14 protein-coding genes are annotated in these 18,003 nt (G+C 35.7%); 2 read left to right on the top strand and 12 right to left on the bottom strand.

What is annotated here, in order from left to right; translation table 11 throughout:
• Positions 1 to 16: 16 nt before the first annotated feature.
• From allB to ggt, 3 genes are all read right to left on the bottom strand, one after another.
• On the bottom strand, positions 17 to 1,372 hold the full coding sequence (gene allB / locus IEV35_RS03575) for an allantoinase AllB (protein WP_188383331.1): 1,356 nt from the start codon (positions 1,370 to 1,372) through the stop codon (positions 17 to 19).
• A 313-nt stretch (positions 1,373 to 1,685) separates the two neighbouring features.
• A complete protein-coding gene (locus IEV35_RS03570; protein WP_188383330.1) occupies positions 1,686 to 2,555 on the bottom strand; it encodes an alpha/beta hydrolase in 870 nt (289 codons plus the stop codon).
• A 102-nt stretch (positions 2,556 to 2,657) separates the two neighbouring features.
• Positions 2,658 to 4,271 carry a gamma-glutamyltransferase gene (gene ggt / locus IEV35_RS03565; RefSeq protein WP_188383329.1) on the bottom strand — a complete coding sequence of 538 codons (1,614 nt, stop codon included), beginning with the start codon at positions 4,269 to 4,271 and terminating at the stop codon, positions 2,658 to 2,660.
• 182 nt (positions 4,272 to 4,453) lie between these two features.
• Here ggt and IEV35_RS03560 point away from each other — a divergent pair, with 182 nt between their 5' ends.
• On the top strand, positions 4,454 to 4,828 hold the full coding sequence (locus tag IEV35_RS03560) for a RidA family protein (protein WP_188383328.1): 375 nt from the start codon (positions 4,454 to 4,456) through the stop codon (positions 4,826 to 4,828).
• A gap of 49 nt (positions 4,829 to 4,877) precedes the next feature.
• On the opposite strand, the gene IEV35_RS03555 is transcribed toward IEV35_RS03560, so the two are convergent.
• The 8 genes from IEV35_RS03555 to IEV35_RS03520 form a co-directional block, all read right to left on the bottom strand.
• The gene (locus tag IEV35_RS03555; RefSeq protein ID WP_229740631.1) at positions 4,878 to 6,293 is read right to left on the bottom strand and encodes a YfcC family protein; all 1,416 of its coding nucleotides are present in this window, start codon (positions 6,291 to 6,293) and stop codon (positions 4,878 to 4,880) included.
• A 260-nt stretch (positions 6,294 to 6,553) separates the two neighbouring features.
• Positions 6,554 to 8,047 carry a glycerol kinase GlpK gene (gene glpK, locus IEV35_RS03550; RefSeq protein WP_188383327.1) on the bottom strand — a complete coding sequence of 498 codons (1,494 nt, stop codon included), beginning with the start codon at positions 8,045 to 8,047 and terminating at the stop codon, positions 6,554 to 6,556.
• 26 nt (positions 8,048 to 8,073) lie between these two features.
• Positions 8,074 to 8,904, bottom strand: coding sequence for an MIP/aquaporin family protein (locus IEV35_RS03545; RefSeq protein ID WP_188383326.1), 831 nt, complete (start codon positions 8,902 to 8,904; stop codon positions 8,074 to 8,076).
• 188 nt (positions 8,905 to 9,092) lie between these two features.
• Positions 9,093 to 10,349, bottom strand: coding sequence for a formaldehyde dehydrogenase, glutathione-independent (fdhA, locus tag IEV35_RS03540; RefSeq protein ID WP_188383325.1), 1,257 nt, complete (start codon positions 10,347 to 10,349; stop codon positions 9,093 to 9,095).
• 258 nt (positions 10,350 to 10,607) lie between these two features.
• Positions 10,608 to 11,201 (bottom strand): asparagine synthetase B family protein, encoded by a 594-nt coding sequence (locus tag IEV35_RS03535; protein WP_188383324.1) that lies wholly within the window; start codon positions 11,199 to 11,201, stop codon positions 10,608 to 10,610.
• A 194-nt stretch (positions 11,202 to 11,395) separates the two neighbouring features.
• Positions 11,396 to 12,346 carry a dipeptidase gene (locus tag IEV35_RS03530; RefSeq protein ID WP_188383511.1) on the bottom strand — a complete coding sequence of 317 codons (951 nt, stop codon included), beginning with the start codon at positions 12,344 to 12,346 and terminating at the stop codon, positions 11,396 to 11,398.
• A gap of 26 nt (positions 12,347 to 12,372) precedes the next feature.
• Entirely contained in the window at positions 12,373 to 13,086 is a 714-nt protein-coding gene (locus IEV35_RS03525; protein ID WP_188383323.1) for a gamma-glutamyl-gamma-aminobutyrate hydrolase family protein, read from the bottom strand.
• A 173-nt stretch (positions 13,087 to 13,259) separates the two neighbouring features.
• Complete coding sequence (locus IEV35_RS03520) at positions 13,260 to 13,457, bottom strand: alpha/beta-type small acid-soluble spore protein (RefSeq protein ID WP_188383322.1); 198 nt, start codon at positions 13,455 to 13,457, stop codon at positions 13,260 to 13,262.
• Between the two features lie 179 nt (positions 13,458 to 13,636).
• Here IEV35_RS03520 and IEV35_RS03515 point away from each other — a divergent pair, with 179 nt between their 5' ends.
• Positions 13,637 to 15,664: a LuxR C-terminal-related transcriptional regulator gene (locus IEV35_RS03515; protein WP_188383321.1), complete on the top strand. Its 2,028-nt coding sequence runs from the start codon at positions 13,637 to 13,639 to the stop codon at positions 15,662 to 15,664.
• 40 nt (positions 15,665 to 15,704) lie between these two features.
• Here the strand turns inward: IEV35_RS03515 and IEV35_RS03510 are convergent, their stop codons facing one another.
• Positions 15,705 to 17,051 carry an FAD-binding oxidoreductase gene (locus IEV35_RS03510; protein ID WP_188383510.1) on the bottom strand — a complete coding sequence of 449 codons (1,347 nt, stop codon included), beginning with the start codon at positions 17,049 to 17,051 and terminating at the stop codon, positions 15,705 to 15,707.
• Between the last annotated feature and the right edge of the window lie 952 nt (positions 17,052 to 18,003).

Here is an 18,003-nt window from a genome sequence, read left to right as displayed (position 1 = left end):
ACTCTACCTTTTTTCCTTATTTGGTCATTAGTTTTCCAATTGGCTCTCCAATTATACCCTCGTTCAAGTCATATACTACGTTACCGCGTACAATTGTCTTTGTTACGCGACAATCAATTTTTCTTCCTTCATACGCACTATGTTTATTTTTGTAGTATAAGTCTTCTCGCTTCACCACATAAGATTGCTCAGGATCAACTAGGATAATATCGGCATCTTTTCCTACTGTAATTTCACCTTTGTTAGAAAGGTTAAAACGTTTAGCAGGTGTTGTAGCGATAAGTTCAACAAAACGATTAACTGATAATCCGCGTTGTTTTACCGCTAAATCAAACATTAAATCGACATTGTTTTGAGCTCCACTAATTCCGCCCCATGCTGTAAATAAATTGTCTGACTCAAGTTTTAAGTCTTCCGTACAAGGTGAGTGGTCGGATGTTAACCAGTCGATATTTCCATTTAATAACTCATCCCAAAGTTTTTCATGGTCAGCTTTCTTTCTAAGAGGCGGCTGACATTTTGCATATGCGCCAATTTCTTCTACATCTTCTGCAGACATAGCAAAATAATGAGGACAAGATTCAACCGTTACATCAACACCTTCAGAGCGAGCCTTTAGTATAGCTTGTACTGCTTCAGAAGTACTAATATGAACAATGTGTAGTTTACAGCCTGTTTCTTTTGCAAATAGTAAAGCACGTTGAACAGCTTCTACTTCAGTAAATACTGGACGAGCATCAGGATAATCCATTGCAGATGTTTTACCTTCGCGAATAAATTCTTCTTCCAGTTTAGAAGTTACTGATGGATTTTCCGCATGAATACAAAGGATTTGATCTAACTCTGCTAATTTTTGCATTCCTTTATATAATGTATAATCATCAACATTAACGAAATCATCTGGAATTTCACTAGTTATATTAGAAAGGAAACATTTAAAAGCAAGTACGCCTGCATCAGACAATTCCTTTAAATCTTCTAGATTATCCGGAATTAAACCGCCATAAAATCCATAATCTACATAATTTTGTGTTTTAGCAGCTTCTAATTTTAAATCAAGTGCTTTTTTATTTGTAGTTGCTGGTAATGCATTCAGTGGCATTTCAACATAGCTTGTAGTCCCACCAGCTGCCAATGCTTTTGAACCAGTTTCAAACCCTTCCCACTCAGTACGACCAGGTTCACTAATATGTACGTGTGTATCAATCATTCCTGGCATAACATATTGACCGTTTGCATCAATCACTTGTTTTGCATCTTCAGTTATTTCTTCTGCAATACAAGATATCTTTTCATTTTTAATACCGATATCTACTTTTTTCACGGTATCACTTAAAACAACGTTACCGTTTTTTATAATTAAATCGAACATACGATGTCCTCCTTAAACTATTTCTAATTGGATTAAAAACATGGAGAAGTTAGGGATAATTGTTAGATTTTCCATCTCCATATCACATAAGAAACGCTTTCATAGAACTTTTATACCAGGTACAATTATATTGCTGCGCAAAATGAAAGTCTTTATTTCATTTGAACAAATAATAATATTTTATTTGTTTTCTTTGGACAAATTTCGACAGAAACCTACAATATTCCCTAGTCATTATTATTTGAAACAAATAAACTTTATACTCATAAATATAAAAAAGAGTTTCCACTAGCGGGAAACTCTTCTACATTTATTATTGGACATGTTCATCGATAAATTCAATTATTCTTTGGAATGCTTGTTTTACATTTGGGTCATCCCAATGTTCATCAAATACATGGTCAGCATTATCCATTGTGATAAAATCATGAATGACTTGATGCTCTGTTAATTTTTCATTCATTTTTACAGATTCTTCATAAGGAACATCTGTATCTTTATTTCCATGTAGCAACATCGTTGGTGGATACGTATGATCTAATTGATAATAAGGACAATACGTTTTAATCTTATCTAGTTGTGTAATTGGGTTCATCCCTGTAGCTTCATCTAACCAAGCCCCTTGTTGACGACAATATAAATAAATCGCATATCTACGTTGGATAGGTCCTACTGATAATGGCTTAGGTTGAACTAATTGATAGGCAAGTTGCTTCGGTACATTTGGTTTTTGTAAGAAAAAAGAACTCGGTCTAGTATACCAGGAGCCTGTAATATCCCCATATCCATATAAAGAGACAATAGCATCTGGTTTATGGTTCATTAACCCAGTTAAAAGAGCTAAGTACCCTCCTGCCGAACTACCCATAACAACTATTTTATTGACGTTGATTTGAAACGTTTCGGAACCCTTTGTTTTCAACCAATTAATCGCGTCTTCAACATCTTCTTTTATACCATCTATTTTCGTTTCTGGTGCTAGTCGATAATCAATTGTGAATACATGGTATCCTGAAGAATTAAAGAAGTTTATCTGCTCTTCTCGCATATCTTCTCGAGAACCCCAGATTAGTCCACCACCATGAATATAAATAATGACTGGTGCATCCTTTTTGTCTGATGGATAAAAGTCTCCTTTTATATCACATTGATCCACTGTTTTATAAATTACTGTTTGTTTCATGAAGTAAAATCAGTCCTTGTTGTTATAATAATTAATGCTTTTAAATTCCATCATAATGTTAAAGGTAAGTCAAATGAAATTTCAACTAATTTGTTTCATCGGTTACCAAGCCGCTACTATTCCATCTGTTCTAGACTCCGTACCACCAACTAAAACTCCAGTACTAGGATCTCGCCAAATAATTTGACCACGACCGAAACTGTTTGGCTCCAATGCTATTCGAATATTATGCCCTTTATCAGCTAATCCTTGTGCTAAATGGTGGGCAAAATTATGCTCTACATCTACTTGTTTTTCTTTTATCCATTGCCAGCGAGGTGCATCAAGTGCTGCTTGAGGATTTAATTGAAAATCGACAGTATTCATGACAACTTGGAGGTGTCCTTGTGGTTGCATAAAACCTCCCATGACACCAAATGGTCCTAATGGGACGCCGTTTTTTGACATAAATCCTGGTATAATCGTATTAAACGACTTTTTCCCACCTGCTAATCGATTACTATGATTGGAATCCATGGAAAAATCATAGCCACGATTTTGTAAGGCAATTCCTGTTCCTGGAACAACTAAACCCGATCCAAAGCCCATATAGTTACTTTGAATGAAAGAAACCATATTTCCTTCACCATCTGCAGTTGCTAAATAAACAGTCCCGCTCGCTCTCGGATCCCCAGCTTCTGGCATCATTGCATTGTCGGTAATTAATTTCCTCCGCTCTTTGACGTAAGTTTCACTTAATAATTCCTCTACTGAACGAGTCATCCATTTGTCTTCAGTAATATAATTAAATCCATCCGCAAATGCTAATTTCATCGCTTCAATTTGTTTATGGATTGTATCGACATGATCTCTTTCAGAGAAATTGTACTCCTTTAGAATATTCAAAGCTTGTAATGTAATTAGTCCTTGTCCATTAGGAGGGATTTCCCATACATCATAACCTTTATAATTCACATGAATAGGTTCAACCCATTCGGCCTTGTATTCTGCTAAGTCGTCAGTTGTTAAAAATCCATCATGCTCTTTGGAATAACGGGCAATTTTTTCAGCTAGTTCTCCACGGTAAAAACTCTCTGCATTTGATTCAGCAATGGAACGTAACGTTTTAGCGTGGTCTTTAGATTGCCAAATTTCTCCTGTTTTTGGTGCTCTACCATGAGGGGCAAACGTTTCAAACCAATGGTTATACATCTCTTCTTTTAAATTTTCCTTAAATATTTGATACGACCTATTCCAAAATTTAGCAAGTACTGGGGATAACGGGAACCCTTCTTCCGCATAGCGAATAGCAGGTTCAAGTACTGTAGAGAGTGGGAGCTTACCAAATCGATTGGATAGTTCCGCCCATGCCGAAGGAGCACCAGGAACCGTTACTGGAACCCATCCATATTTTGGGACTTTTTCATACCCTCTCTCTTTAACTGCTTCAATAGAAATATTTTTCGGTGAAGGGCCGCTTCCATTTAATCCATATAGATTCCCTTTCGTCCACACTAACGCAAAAGCATCCCCACCAATTCCATTTGTCGTTGGTTCAACAACGGTTAAACACGCAGCAGTTGCAATCGCAGCATCGATCGCATTTCCCCCCATTTTCAAAATGTCTATCCCAGCTTGTGATGCTAACGGTTGAGAAGTTGCTACCATTCCATTTCTCGCATATGTAGCTTGTCTCACACTCGTATACGGACTAACTTGAGCTTTAAATAAATCCATCGTTCATTCCCCCAAAAGTTGCAAACTATTAATCTACTTTTAATTATCATACCAATCTGAAAATAACCTGTCACTACTCAAATTAGAAAGAAAAATTGTCGAACTAGGGTATTAATGCTAAAGTTGGGTTACGAGAGGAATCATGACTCTCTACATAAAACATCTAGTGAAGGAGATAACAAATGAGAAAAGCATATACGACAAAACGTGCAACATCTTCAGGACCTTATTCCCATGCTATTGATGCCGGAGACTTTGTATACTTATCAGGTCAAACAGCAAAAAATTCCTCGGATGCTGATATGGAGGGGGATATTGCTGCTCAAACGAAAGAATGTTTTTTAAGTTTATTTGATGTGTTAAACGAAGCAGGTCTCAGTGAGGAGCATGTTGTTAAAGTTAACGTTTATTTAACGGATATGAAAAATTTTGATGCAATGAATGAGGTATATAAAACGCAATTCAGCGAACCATTCCCAGCAAGAACTTGTGTAGCGGTAAAAGAATTACCGCTTGGAGCAGAAGTGGAAATTGAATTTGTAGCGAAAAAAGCTTAACAAAAAAGGAAGGCCTACTATAGGACCTTCCTTTCATTATTTATTCTTATTACCCTACCCACTGGATAGATTGTGCGATGATAAGCATAACTACAGATAAGATTACAAAACCTACAAATAAAGGTATAAAGAATTTAATCCATTTTTGATATGGTACACCAGCAATAACTAATGCTGCCATAAAGTAACCAGATGTTGGATAAAGAATATGCGCAAAACCATCACCTAATTGGAATGCAAGTACAGCCGTTTGTCTTGTTACTCCAACCATATCAGCAAGTGGTGCCATAATTGGCATTGTAACAAGTGCTTGTCCACTACCAGATGGAATAATGAAGTTAATTAATAATTGAACAACATACATACCAACTGCACTTAATACTGCTGGAAGGTCACCTACAAGTGAACCTAAGCTATTAACGATTGTATCCATAATTTGTCCATCTTCTAACACTACTGCAACCGCTCTTGCTACCCCAACAATAATAGCCCCAACTAACACATCACGAAAACCTTGGTTAAATCCTTCACAGATTTCCATTGTTTTCAGGCCAGCAATTAAACCAACAACAATACCCATAATAATAAATAGTCCAGACATCTCAACCATGAACCAGCCATGGCCAATTACCCCATATACTAAAATACCAAAGAAAACAAGTGTTGCTAAAGCAGCATACTTCTGTCTTGGTGTAGCTTTAATTTTCTCGACATTGCCGACTTTTTGATACATTTCGCGCTTTTCGCGATCATCTTCATAAACTAAACTGTTCATCGGATTTTTCTTTACTTTGTTTGCGTAGCGCATAATAAAGAGAACTCCCATTGTAACAGCTACAATAAAGATAATTAGTCGTAAGCCCATTCCTGAAAATACAGGTAAACCTGATATTTTCTGTGCCAAACCAGTATTAATTGGATTTAGTACACCTGCTGTAAATCCAATTACAGTACCGAATAAAGCAATAGCTGCCGCTACCATAGAATCATAACCAAGTGCAATCATAAGTGGTAAAATAACTGGTATATATACTAAAGATAATTCCGGTGTTCCAATTAGTGTTGCTACAACAGCAAATACAGTAGTTAAAATCGGAATTAATAGAACACTATTATTAGCAAATTTTCTTGATAAATTATCAACTGCAATTTCAATAATTCCAGTACGTCTAAGTACCATGAACATACCGCCGATAATAAACGTAAAGAACACAACTTCCCCAGCATCGATGAGCCCTCTAGGTATAACAGTTAAGAAATCAATAAGTCCTACTGGTGTTGACTCAACTTGCGTATATGAAGTTGGATCGATCGTTGTTCTTCCTTCTGGTCCAGGTACTCGTTCAAATGTACCTGCAGGAACAAAATATGTTGCAACTGCTGCTATAGCACTGAATAAGAATAAGATGACATAAATATGCGGCATTTGAAAGCCCTTTTTCTTCGTTGTTGTATTTTTCTCCATGTTAATTCCCCCTCTTGTTTGTTCATGTTTGAAAAGGTTTACAAAACGAGCTTATAGTCATCTTATTTGATTGTCACAAAAAATTCATTGTACATTTTAAATAAAAATATGTTAACATCGTTGTTTAAATTGAACATTGAATTGATATACGAACTATCCTTGACACTTGTTCTTACCTTATTAAAGAACAGGTACAAAAAAATAACTGAGGCAGGGTTTTTCCAGCCTCAGTTTCACAAATGAATATGGTAGAAATTATACTATTTAAATACTCTAGTAGCTTCAACTGCTTTTTGCCAGCCAGCATATAGCGAATCTCTTTTATCTGTATCCATTTCATTTTCAAATGTTTTTTCAATTTGCCATAGGTCAGCAATTTGTTCTTTACTCTCCCAATACCCTACAGCTAATCCTGCTAAATATGCTGCACCAAGCGCAGTTGTCTCTTGGACAACAGGTCGTTCGACAGACACGCCTAACATATCACTTTGGAATTGCATTAAGAAGTTATTCTTTACAGCTCCACCATCAACACGTAATGTTTTCAGGTCAATTTTTGAATCCTTTGCCATTGCATCTAACACATCACGTGTTTGGTATGCTAATGATTCTAGTGTTGCACGAATAAAATGTTCCTTAGAAGTTCCACGTGTAATTCCAAATACTGCTCCACGAGCATCACTATCCCAATACGGTGTTCCTAATCCAACAAAAGCTGGCACTAAGTATACACCATCCGTTGATTCCACTTTAGTTGCAAATGCTTCACTTTCCGGCGCACTATCTATCATACGCAATCCATCTCTGAGCCATTGAATTGCAGAACCAGCAACAAAGATACTTCCTTCTAACGCATATTCTACCTTTCCATCTACACCCCAAGCTAATGTCGTAAGTAAACCATGATCTGATTTAACTCCTTGATCCCCTGTGTTCATTAACATGAAACAACCGGTACCATACGTATTTTTTGCCATGCCCTTCTCAAAACACGCTTGACCAAATAATGCAGCTTGTTGGTCACCTGCAATCCCTGCAATTGGAACTTCGTGACCAAAGAAATGGTAATCAATTGTATGTGCATACACTTCTGAAGATTGTTTTACTTCTGGAAGCATGCTCTTTGGAACGGTTAGAATATCTAACAATTCATCATCCCATGCTAAATCATAAATATTATACATTAATGTACGTGATGCATTTGAATAATCGGTAACATGCGCTTTACCGCCTGAAAGCTTGTAAACTAGCCATGTATCAATCGTTCCAAATAATAGATCGCCATTTTCTGCTTTCTCTCTTGCACCTTCTACATTATCCAAGATCCATTTTACTTTTGTACCTGAGAAGTATGCATCAATTAGAAGGCCTGTTTTCTCCTTAAACAGCTCATTGTAACCCTTTTCATTTAATTGTTTACAAATATCTGCTGTTTGCCTAGATTGCCAAACAATTGCTTTGTAAATAGGCTTACCAGTAGTTTTATCCCAAACTACAGTAGTTTCGCGCTGGTTGGTAATTCCAATACCTGCTACTTGCTCAGGACTTACATCAGCTTTTCGAAGTACTTCTGCAATACAAGCTAATATGGATGTCCAGATTTCATTCGCATCATGCTCAACCCAACCAGGTTGAGGAAAATGTTGTTCAAACTCTTTTTGTGCAGTCTCCACAATTTCCCCTTTTTTATTAAATAATATTGCTCTTGAACTTGTAGTACCTTGGTCCAAGGAAAGAATAAATTTCTCAGCCATGTCGTCACTCTCCCTTTTTAATAAGATTATACTGCTTTTTTATTAAGTTCTCCTGCCTGCTCGCGTTGCTTTTTAGCATCCTCACTAATAGCTCCACCAATAGCAACTAACATAAGTACACTCATTATCCAGAAAAGAACGGAAAACTCTTGTTCAAAGAAGGCTTTATAGAATACAGCTCCATATATTCCTCCAAAAATTGGTCCGACAACAGGAATCCATGAATAACCCCAATCAGAGTGACCTTTCCCAGCAATAGGTAAAAATGCATGAGCAATTCTAGGACCTAAATCACGAGCTGGGTTAATCGCATATCCAGTTGGGCCACCTAAAGAAACCCCAATAGCTAAAATAAGTAAACCGACAATTAGTGGATTTAATCCTTCTGTAAATGAATTTGCTCCAATAAATAATAATCCTAATAATAATACAAAAGTACCAATCGTCTCCGTCAAGAAGTTAGCAAACATACTTCTTTCTGCTGGTGCGGTAGCAAATACTGCAAGCTTTGTTTCAGGGTCATCTGTTTTTCTCCAATGAGCTAAGTAAGCTAAATAAACGATTACTCCCCCGATTATTGCACCGATCATTTGTGCAGTAACAAATAATGGGACTTTCGCCCATTCAAACTCACCAACCGCTGCAAATCCTAACGTTACAGCTGGGTTAATATGAGCTCCTGAAATGTTACCAACAGCATAAATTGCCATCGTCACGGCAAGCCCCCAACCGACTGTAATGACAATCCACCCAGCACCCTCTGCCTTCGTGTTCTTCAGCACCACTCCACCAACTACGCCACCACCAAGAATAATTAAAATCATTGTGCCAATAAGTTCTCCCATAAACTCTGTCATTCCATACACCCCTTTTCATTTAACTTTAGGAAATTAGGTAAATTAGCATGTACTAATTCCTTAATAAACTATATTCCCAATAAATATATACATTCCTTTTTCTTTAAAAAAGACCTACACTTTTAGCATTATCCCGCTAGATAGTGTAGGCCTTTCGTTTTAAGTATTTATTTATAAACTTTTATTTTTTAATTTACAGTTGCACTTGCAGTAAATTGCGCACGATCACGAACCATACCATGAGGATCGATAACATATTTACGTGATGCTCCACCATCAAATTTCTTATATCCATCTGGAGCTTCATCAATAGAAATTAATGTAGCATTAACTGCTTTTGCAATCTGTGCTCTTCCACTTAGGATAGCTCTCATTAGATCACGATTATAACGCATTACAGGAGTTTGTCCTGTTACGAAATGATGTGCCTTAGCAAATCCTAATCCGAAGCGAATCTTTAATGTTCCTTCTTTCGCATCCTTATCTACTGCTCCTGGATCACCAGTTACATATAATCCTGGAATTCCTAAACGTCCTCCAGCTTTTGTAACTTCCATAATAGAGTTCAGAACAGTTGCAGGTGCTTCACCAGCATTCTGTCCATGGCCACTAGCTTCAAATCCAACAGCATCGATAGCGCAATCTACCTCAGGAACACCTAGAATCTCTGCTATTTGTTCTCCTAAATTATCATGTTCACGTAGGTTTACTGTTTCACAACCAAAGCTTCTTGCTTGTGCTAATCGCTCTTCATTTAGATCACCAACAATTACAACAGCTGCTCCTAATAATTGTGCAGAATGTGCTGCAGCTAATCCAACAGGACCTGCTCCCGCTACATATACAGTTGACCCCATTTTAACGCCAGCACTAACAGCACCGTGGTATCCAGTTGGGAAAATATCTGAAAGCATTGTTAAATCCATAATTTTGTCTAATGCTTGCTCACGATCTGGGAATTTAAGTAATTGGAAGTCTGCGTATGGTACCATTACATATTCAGACTGTCCTCCAACCCATCCTCCCATGTCTACATAACCATATGCAGAACCAGGACGATCTGGGTTAACGTTTAAGCAGATATGTGTATCCTGTTGTCTACAGTTGACACAACGTCCACACGCAATATTAAATGGTACGGAAACAATGTCACCTTTTTTAATAAATTCTACATCACTACCAACTTCCACAACTTCACCAGTTATCTCGTGACCTAATACAAGTCCACTTGGTGCTGTTGTACGCCCACGAACCATATGCTGGTCACTACCACAAATATTGGTTGTAATCACCTTTAAGATAACTCCATGGTTACATTTACGACCAACATTAAGTGGATTCACCCCTGGACCATCGCGAAGGACAAGATCAGGATATCCAATATCCTTTACTTCCACCTCACCTGGTTTTGAATAAATTACTGCCTTGTTACTCACAAATACCACTCCTTTATTATAATATAGGATGTCGTTGTAAGCGCTGACATACTATTTCTAATATAACACCTTGTACTAATTTTTGCAATACTTTAATTATTTGTTTTTTTCTGAAATCAATGTCGAATCTTCTTAAGTGGGTACAACTAATCCACTTAAGAAGATTTTTTATTCATTAAGTTATTATAATTAAACGCGAATTTTTCATAAACTAGCCAAAAAAATCTTCTTATGGATTGGATGGTTAATGGGGAGTTATGAGAAGGATTAGTATAGGTTTGTTACGTGAGTCCCTGTCTTGGAGAAGATTAAATAACTATTAAAAGGTAGTTCTTTTATTTGATTTCCATGTACATTTTTTATCGCTTTGTATCCCTCTAACGGTAATTTTACTGTTGCAAAATGAAAGAGTGATGCATCTTCATAATAATAAACCGGTCTATTCCTAGACTTATTACTTAAGTAAAGGGATTGTTTGTCATCTTCCCATATTGCATAAGTGAAATCTCCTTTTAAGTCTAGAGAACAAATTCTTTCCTGCCATTCGATATAAGCTGTTAAGGCTACCTCTGCATCACCTTCTGTATGAAAACGATGGCCTTTTTCTAATAATACCCTTCTAACTTCAACGCTATTATTTATAACACCACTTAACACAATAGCATATGTTTTCCCATTTATCTTTTTCTCTAATAAATGATGATTCACCTGTTCCTTTCCTTTATATCCAAAGCCTATAAATGTGTTAAACCATTCTTGAATAGTACCTTCCGATGTTAGAGCATCAATCATTTGAATAAAAGGTGTACGCTCTTTTCGGACAAAGTCTCGGTAATTTACCAAACCAGTTATCTCATTCATTTCCCTACACATCCTCCTTCATGAAGTTAAAAACTACTTTGGTTTAGGTTTATAGCATTATAATTTATATTTATGCTCGTAAAGAAACCATGACAATAATGATTACGGTAAAAGAATCTCTATTAATTTGTTAAAAAAGAACGGGTATAAGGTTAATTTCCTTATACCCGCTTTTTCCGTATAAAAAACTAAATTTAAGTTAAAACATAATGGTCAATAAAATTTTGATAAGCAAATCCTTTTACTTCTTCCTCGGTAAAATGTTTCAATAATTCATTTATTAAATTTTGATACTTGGATGCATCTTCCAAGTTCGTAACGAAGGATGATATCCCATCAAAGTCCGATCCAAAACCGATATTACTAACTCCACCTAGACTACATAAATAATCAATATGTTTTACTAGGTCATTTATAGTTGCCGCTGTTCGATTATGATTAATAAAAGGCGGCCAAAAGACAACATGGACCATTGCATCCTTCTCAAACAGTGCTTTAATTTGTTCATCCCTTAGATTTCTCGGATGATTACATAATGTATATGCATTAGAATGGCTAGCGATTGGATATTTTGCTATGTCTAGTACATCCCAAAATGCCTTCACGGAAAGATGGGATACATCAGTCAATACCCCATACTCATTATTTAAATGAACGACCTCTTTTCCAAAGTCTGTCAAACCTGCACCTCGAGATTCTCCGATTCCGTCAGCACATAAATTAGCATGGTTCCATGTCAGTCCAATCGACAATACTCCGAGTTGATAGAGTAACCGAAGCTTTCGTAAATCATTTCCAAACGCATCTGCACCTTCTAATGTTAGTACTGCACCAATTTCATCCTCTTTCAAATTACCGATGTCTTCCCATTTTCGAATATGTTTTATCTCTGGATGATTACCTAATATCTCTGTATAAAATATATCAATTTGTTCTAATGCATGTTGCCATTTTTCTTCTACTGGAACTTCAGTCAAAATAAATATGGCAAAAAATTGTACGTTAATATTGCCTTTTTTTATCCTAGTTAAATTACTATCCAGCTTGCTCGAATCTTTAAATTGTATTACTTCTTTAGTTAATACATTTCGCCTAGATTGTTGTATTTTAAATAGTACGTCACAATGTGTATCGATAATTTTCAATGTATAAATTCCCTTCTTGCCAACAACTATTTCGTCTGGCATGCATCTATGAATGCTTTGAAAATTGCTATAGAATTTCTATCATTTCCTCGAAGTAAATTCTCTGGATGCCATTGTAGTCCAAGTACAAAACGATGGTCTGTACTTTCAATTGCTTCAATGACCCCATCACTAGCCTGAGCACAAATTCGTAGTGGATGATTTACTTTTCTATTAGCTTGGTGATGTCTACTATTTACTCTCAAACTAGTCTTCCCAGTTATACGATGTAATAAGGAGCCTTCACTTACAGTCACAAAGTGAGAACCGTGTTCCGTAGGTGCTTTTTGTTGGTGTTGCAAAAGTTTTCCACTATGCTGAGCATAAATATCTTGAAACATATCGCCTCCAAGTGCAATATTTAATGTTTGGCTCCCACGGCAAACACCTAAGATTGGCTTATCTACCTCGAGTATTTTTTTCATTAGTTCTATTTCAAACTTATCCCTTGCAGGTATTATCGTTCCAAGATCTGGATGAGGCTCTTCCCCAAATATAGTTGGATCGATATCATATCCCCCAGTCGCATATAATCCATCTATTTGCGATACAATTTCCAATATATCATTATCTGATTGGTAATACGGTAATAAGACAGGAATTCCTCCAGAACGTATAATTGCATTCACATTATCTGTGTTCGTATAATACGTTTCTTGTTCCAGTTCTGTCGAAGTTACTACCCCAATTAACGGTTTCATTGCTCAAGCCCCCTTTAATATATCCCTTATAGAATATAATACACGTTTCAGAAACATGATGGGATAATTAATTTGCAATTGGGTTTAATTTATGAATAGAGATTATATTCCGCCTATACATATTATGTTTGAATTTAAAAAGAGGAGCCCAGTTAGAGCCCCTCTTTTGCATGCTATTTTTGCTTACTTTGCATGCTTTGTTCGGCGATTTGGATCATTCGTTTGACCATTTCGCCACCCACTGATCCGTTCTCACGTGCAGTAGTGTCCGCTCCAGGCTGAACACCAAATTCATTTGCAATTTCCTCTTTCATTTGGTCCATTGCATTTCTTGCACCAGGCACTAACAACTTATTATTGTTTCTTGCCAAGACTGATCACTCCCTGTGGGTATTGAACAGTATACACTGTTCAACACTAGGTTTTGAATACTGATGTTTTTTTATTCTTTCACAAAATGTTCCCATGATTTGTCTTGACAGTACTTTAGTACTACCTTACAGTTGAAATAATAGAAGATTTCAAAAATTTAAAGGATAGGAGGATTACATTGAAAGTACTTAATGTAACTTCAGAACCGCACTGGAGCACAAACGATGTAGAGGAAGTTGAAAGAAGTTATTTTATTGGTAGAACAAATCAATTAAATTTTTTTCATGAGTACCTTCAATCTAAGAAACAACAGTTTAAAGTAATTCATCTATTCGGCAAAGGAGGGGTTGGTAAGACATACACGTTAAACGAATTTGCAAGAATTGCCAATAGCCACAATATCCCCTTTCTTCATATAGATAGTCAGGATTTTAATCATACTGTACAAGATTTCATAAATTACCTGTATTACATGCTTTCAAGCTATTTACATATACCATTAAAAAAGACAAATGCAATTAGTTTAGCAGATGTCATAGAACTTGTTCATGATTATAATGATCGAATTATCATTGCAATGGATACGTACGAACAAATGGATGATTTAGATCGATGGTTTCGCGAAGGATTCGTCCGACATGTCCATCCAAATGTTAGTTTTATTTTAGCAGGGAGAAATCCACTTACAGGGGATTGGGTTGAATCCCCTGCATGGCGCTCCACAACAAAACAAATTAAATTAAGTAATTTTAATTATGAAGAAACGACACAGCTAGCTAAAAAAAATGGCATAATGAACGAAAACGAATATGAGACTATTTGGGAGTTTACAAAAGGACTTCCTCTGTTAATTTCACTTGCATCCGTTACTAATTTTAAAAGCAACAATGAACGTTTCTGCCAAGAAAACATTAGAGAAATGTTATGTACATTAACGAAAAGATGGTTAAGTGAAGTAACGGATAAACAATTGACTTCCCTTATCGAAGTAGCAGCTTTATTATATCAATTTAATCAAAGCACGCTTTCAACGATTCTTGGTCAAGATATTTCCACCACAACCTTTACAAAATTAGTATCTTTATCTTTCGTCCGAAAAACACATAAAGGCTGGAGTTTACATGACCTAGTTCGTGATGCGATACAAGTTAATTTACAACAGAGAAACCCGGAACAATATGATCTTATACAAAAGAAAATTGTAAAATATTATTATCATAGACTTATTAATAAACCAACTAATGAGGATATTGCTGAATTTTTCTATCACATTGGAGATGAAGTAATTCAATCCGTATTCTTTCAATACACGAATAAGAATTCCATGTACCTAGAGCCAGTAGATATCTATAATTTCCATGAAGTTGAACAGTTTTTCACGCATCAAAAAGAACATATTTCTGAAAGTAAAACGAAATATTATAATCGAATATCCAATGAGACTTATTATTTCGACGCATCCGTTGAACATAATAAACTAGAATTAGATTTAGTTGGGCCAGAATACGTAAAAAATATGGGGTATCATGGAGCAACCTTACTTAAAAATAAACACGGAGAAGTAATTGCAATCTCCATCATTGTCCCAATCAATGTGGAGACATTGTCACTATTAACTAGTGATCCAATCTCTAGACCATACTTTGAAAATTTATCAAAAAAAGAGTTGCAATACTATCAAGTACCACCAGAAAAAACAACTAGTTATTTTATCCGTACTCAAGATTACAAAGACCCTACTGACAATCATGCACGATCATTCTTACTGTATAATTTATTTCCGTTAGTATTTTCAGGTGGAAGAATAATTACATCAACACCTTTACCGTTTTTTCAAAATATCTTATATAAGTTTGGGTTCCAAACGGTTCCTGGAGCAGAGCATAATGTTTATAATCAAAAAGAGCCTACACCTACATTTTTGTTGGATGTTAGTGGAGGAAAACTTATATCATACTTAAACAACTTTTTAAAAGAGCATAGAGAACCTACGGAATTAGAAGAAATAACGAAGGAGTATTCTTTGACTAATCGGGAACAGGATATTGTACAGCTTATACTAGAGGGAAAACCAATTATCGAAATTGCGAATGACCTATACATAGCGGAGATAACAGTAAAAAAAGCACTCAGCCGCATATACCAAAAAGCAAATGTAAAAAACAGAATTCAACTTGTTAAAAAAATAATGGAACTAACGAAATAACAAAAGGTAAGCTTAGAAGAAGATAAGCTTACCTTTCGTCTTATTCTATCAATTTATGATTCGATGCAAATAAATTATTTGGATCGTATTCTTTTTTTAAGGCAACTAATCGTTCGATAATATTTGAATAGGAATTCTTAATAATATCTTCATTTACAAGGCTACAGTTTAAATATGATATCTGATTATACGAATATGGCAACAACTTTTGGTACATATGAAGTATCCAGTCTTCAGCTTCATCTGGATTTGTACCAACTTCTGCATCTATAAGCATTAAATAACTTGCATCACGAATTGCGAAAGCTGTTTCATTTAAAGGGATACGATTTACTTGACCATGTAGTTCTACTATTTGTATAACTACTCGTAAATCCGTTTTTTCAAATTCAGATGTTAATATATCTAGAACTTGGTTATTAATTTCATTAAAAAATAATGAGATCCCTTTTACCCCAACACCACCTTGTAAATATTTATCATATTTACTTTGCATTTCCATATAAGTCATCACTTCTACGTTATCTTCTATAGGAGTTGCTAATTCAATAAGTGGTTGGATAATTTGTTCTTCTACGTACAGATTTAACTCTCCTGTATACATACCATATAAATATACTAGTTTTTCATCCGGTTCGTTTGTATCCGGTTGTTTATTTGTCAATACAATATTAAAAGCAATTTCGTCGACTGCGGTTTGGCGATACACTTCTACTTTATTCATAATTTCATGGAGGTCTTTAAAATCATATACAACATCTAATCCCAAGACATTTCTACCGACTGGATGTAACTTAAATTCAAACTTTGTCACTACACCATAATTTGATCCTGCACCACGTACTGCCCAAAATAATTCAGGATGTTCAAATTGATTAACATATAGTAATTGTCCATCCCCTGTAACGATGTGGACTCCGACTATGTTGTCACTGGTTAGACCATACAATCCCCTTAAATATCCAATGCCACCTCCAAGAGCTGTTCCAGAAACGCCTAAATTAGAAACAATGCCTAAAGGAGTAGCTAAACCGTATTCTTGAGAAGGATTGTCCACTTCAAAAGTTCTTGCCCCAGCCTCAACAGTTGCTATTTTGCTAACTTCATCAATTTGTACATTATTCATATGGGATAAGTCTATTAGCACCGCTTCATCCATTACCGATTTCCCAGCAGGATGAAACCCTCCCCCACGGACAGTGATTTTCAACCCATGATTTAACGCATAATGAACTGCATCTACAACCTCTCGCTCATTTTTGCACTCAAAAATGACAGCCGGATATTGATCTATATTTAGATTCCACACCATGCGCTTTAAATGATATAAAGGATGATCTTTTTCTATCTTTAATGCAGATCTTTGATTGATACCTTTATCAACCATCGGGATTCCTCCATTACTCTAATATGTGGGGACATTTGCTTTCATACACTTGTTGTATTTAATAGGTATATTATCATAAGTAAAGACATTTGTAATGTATACGTAAGTATAAACTTTACAATATTGCTAGACTTATCCCATTTATTTATAGATTCATTTTTATCTAACTAACTCTCGTATTCATATTATTAACTGATGTCCTACATTAATTTTCTTCCATGTTCTAACTAAACCTTCGACAATTGGTGATATAACTTCATTGTCTGTATCATACTTCAGATGGGAAAAGGGATTCCAACTTGTAAATAATCCACCAGCATTCACTTCAACATCTTGAGTAACTGCCTTATTATAGGCCTCATTAATTGCCTTTAATGGGAATGCTAATACATCATCTTTGTCATAGAAGTTTAACCATTCACCATCTAAATCTGGGTAATATTTCTTTAATGTTGGAGAGGGAACTTGAATTGGAGAACCAAAGTCAATATAACGNTTAATTCCAGTACAATCTTGGGTTTCTTTGCCGATATTTTCTTGCTTCATTTGAAGATCATAAAAATAGTTATTAGCAATAATTGTACCTAAACTATGGCTTATGACACATAATGGAGCTTTTATTCCAGCTTTCATTCTTAAGCGCTGAATCGACTGGGCAACTAGTGCATGAACTTTGTCGTAATTTTGATTGCCTATTCTAGTAGGCTGATATGCGACTGCATCAGCTAAGAACTCTAACACAAACTTACGCATGCTAGTATAATTTAACTCTCGATAATCACTTAACTTTTTCCACAAATCTACCTGTTCATTTGCAAAAATTTTAGACCAATAAACAGGTTCAAAGATCAGTTCACTTTTGGCATGTATGTGGGGTAATTTTTTTGCAAATTGTACAGAAATCTTATCAATTAATTTATCTGCAAAGTTTTCATCTGGAGTTCCAGCACCA

It is taken from the genome of Ornithinibacillus halotolerans, assembly GCF_014637405.1.
GTDB lineage: Bacteria > Bacillota > Bacilli > Bacillales > Amphibacillaceae > Ornithinibacillus > Ornithinibacillus halotolerans.
The sequence above is the reverse complement of the archived record's forward strand: the minus strand, read 5'-3'. Positions and strand labels throughout refer to the sequence as shown.